Consider the following 2,553-nt stretch of genomic DNA (forward strand, 5'->3'; position numbering starts at 1 on the left):
CCCGTAGCAAAAACAGTTACGGCTAATCAGAAACCACACTATCACACACGCCCAAGCGCTAATAAAACAATTACCATGCGCGTGATTGATACCCTATTTCATGGCTTTGGTGACGAGGGTGGGCGAAATGTTGCGGTAACTAGGTTTGTAGGGTTATTGTTGTCAAAATGGGTTAATGCAGACGTAGCCACTGCCTATGAACTAACAACCATAGCGAATAGCGTTACAGATAACCCGTTATCAGAGCAAGAGCTGGAACGGACTTTTGAAAGTATCGTTAAGGCAGAAATCAGAAAGAGAGGTGTCAATGGAAATTAATATTGAGGAATTGCAAGAAAAGCTAGACGAAAGCAAAGCTATTGAGCCACCTAAGTCTATGAAAGAATTACTAGACCGTATCTATCAAGCTGGTGAGCTATGGCGTAAAGAACACGCAGAGACCGTTGCTAAAAGAAATGATGGTTTGGGTGTCAAAATTCCACTGCCACCTATTTATACGGTCGCTAAAGAATTAAGCAAAATTGCAACGTTTACTTTTATTACCAAGTCTAACACCGCTGATAATAGTTTACTCTATCTGTATGATCTCGACGAGGGTATCTATACCGCTAGCACAGACGAATTCAATGTTTTGTGTAAGACGTTTGATAATAGAATAAAACCAAACGACTGGAAACAAATCAAAATGATGGTACGTACTATGACGAAGATAAGAAAACCGCTAGAAAGTGCTAACTTAGTACCAGTACAGAATGGTATCTTAGACTTGAAAAACAAACAACTACGACCATTTGATCCTAAATATATTATCACCAGTAAGATAGCCACTGCTTACAATTCGCCTAAGTTTCCCCCTAAGGATAGAGAGGGTAAGACGTTTGATGATTGGTTAAGTTCTATCGCTTGTTGTGATAGTGAGTTGATAACCCTCTTTTGGCAAATTATCCTCGAGGCTATCAACCCAAACTATACCCGTAACAAGTTCGCTATTTTATATGGTGACGGTAACAACGGTAAAGGAACATTTCAGCGCTTACTTATCAATCTAATCGGTGAAAGTAACGTGTCAGCTTTAAAGCCTGCACAGTTTAGCGATAAATTCAATCTTGAAACGCTTGTGGGTAAGGTGTGTAATATTGGCGATGAAGCACCCAATGAACGCCTACAAAACCCGTCTGACCTAATGAGTATCACTAGCGGTGACACTGTACTGGTTAACCCAAAAGGGAGACCAGCCTTTGAAGCAACTTTTAAGATATTCAATATCTTTTCGGGGAACTATATCCCTCATAGCGGTAACAAAACAAAGGGCTGGTATCGTCGTATTATGATTGTACCGTTTAATGCAGACTTTAACGGTCAAACCGAAAAGCCTTGGATTAAGAACGAGTTCCTAGCAGATAAAGACGTCTTGGAATACGTTTTATATAAAGCCGTTAATCAAGAGCCATTCACTCAATTTATTGAGCCTAAAGTAGTCAAAGACTTGTTAGAGGACTATCAAGAAGATAATGATTATGTACTTTCGTTTGTTAAGAATGCGTACATTATCAAAGGTTTGCATGAATTGAAATGTGTGCCAATCTTTATAATTAATAAACGGTTAATAGAGTATGCCGAAAATATGGGGATCAAATACCCTAGCGTGTATGGAGCAGGAGCGAAAATCATTACTATTCTAAAGGAGTTAACGCCTTATAACTACGAGGTGAAGCCTTACAGAACGAGAACAAAAGATTTTGACACGTTAGACCCGTGGAAAGTTTATCGTGAAGACCTTAAAGAGCCACATCGTTCGGTAGTCAAAATAAAATAATGTAACGTTGTTACTTTTTTATTATAAAAAGTAACGTAAAAAGTAACGGTCAAAACCCTTGATATAAAAGGGTTTGTAGGTATTCTGTAACGTTGTTACTTTCTATATCTATTCTTTAAATAAAGAAATATGAACATATACATATATATAAGAGAATAGAGAAAACAATGTAACAGAGTTACAAACACTCCTTAAGCCCTTGTCATTACTGGTCTTAAGGGCGTTACAAACAACGTAGTAAAGAGTAACAAGAAAGTCACAAGGTAACATCTTTTAAAGGAGAAACATCATGACACTTAAGAAACATTCTGATAATGCAGTGGCATTTACGTTTAAACGAGACTTTGAAACTATGGATCACGCGCAGACAATCTCTTGCGCTATCCTTGGTTACATGGTCGGAACTTACGAGCAACCGACTGCAAAGACCACAATCAGCAAAGACAAGGCTAACAACACCTTTACACTGGTTGTTGAGTACGTATCAGATAGCAACCTATCTGAGCCATTCAACCGTGTTTGTGATAGCTTTGAGGGTTATAGTAAAGCATAGGTGATGAAGCGCTTGGGTTATCTGAGCGCTTTTAAAAAGTTGAAAAAAGTTGATATAAAATGCCCTAATTGTTGGAAAATGTTGGAATAAAACACTACTATGTTATTGGAAAATATGGGAATGAAAATCATAAATGTTAGAAAATATTAGAATATAAAAGTATATAGTGGCGCGTGGTATAAGG

3 protein-coding genes are annotated in these 2,553 nt (G+C 37.8%); all 3 read left to right on the forward strand.

Features of this window, described 5'->3' with window-relative positions:
* The coding region (locus HSISS2_RS04435; protein ID WP_042766999.1) for a primase alpha helix C-terminal domain-containing protein at positions 1 to 318 on the forward strand (318 nt) is incomplete at its 5' end.
* Complete coding sequence (locus HSISS2_RS04440; protein ID WP_042767000.1) at positions 308 to 1,816, forward strand: DNA primase family protein; 1,509 nt, start codon at positions 308 to 310, stop codon at positions 1,814 to 1,816. The genes HSISS2_RS04435 and HSISS2_RS04440, both read left to right, overlap by 11 nt.
* Positions 1,817 to 2,105: 289 nt before the next feature.
* Complete coding sequence (locus HSISS2_RS04445) at positions 2,106 to 2,369, forward strand: hypothetical protein (protein ID WP_021145594.1); 264 nt, start codon at positions 2,106 to 2,108, stop codon at positions 2,367 to 2,369.
* Positions 2,370 to 2,553 lie beyond the last annotated feature (184 nt).

Origin of the sequence: Streptococcus sp. HSISS2, assembly GCF_000448665.1 — a bacterium.
GTDB classification, from domain to species: Bacteria; Bacillota; Bacilli; order Lactobacillales; family Streptococcaceae; genus Streptococcus; species Streptococcus raffinosi.

Coding starts and splice junctions, on each gene's coding strand:
- HSISS2_RS04440 (WP_042767000.1), top strand. CDS start 308: ATGGAAATTAATATTGAGGAATTGCAAGAAAAGCTAGACGAAAGCAAA.
- HSISS2_RS04445 (WP_021145594.1), top strand. CDS start 2,106: ATGACACTTAAGAAACATTCTGATAATGCAGTGGCATTTACGTTTAAA.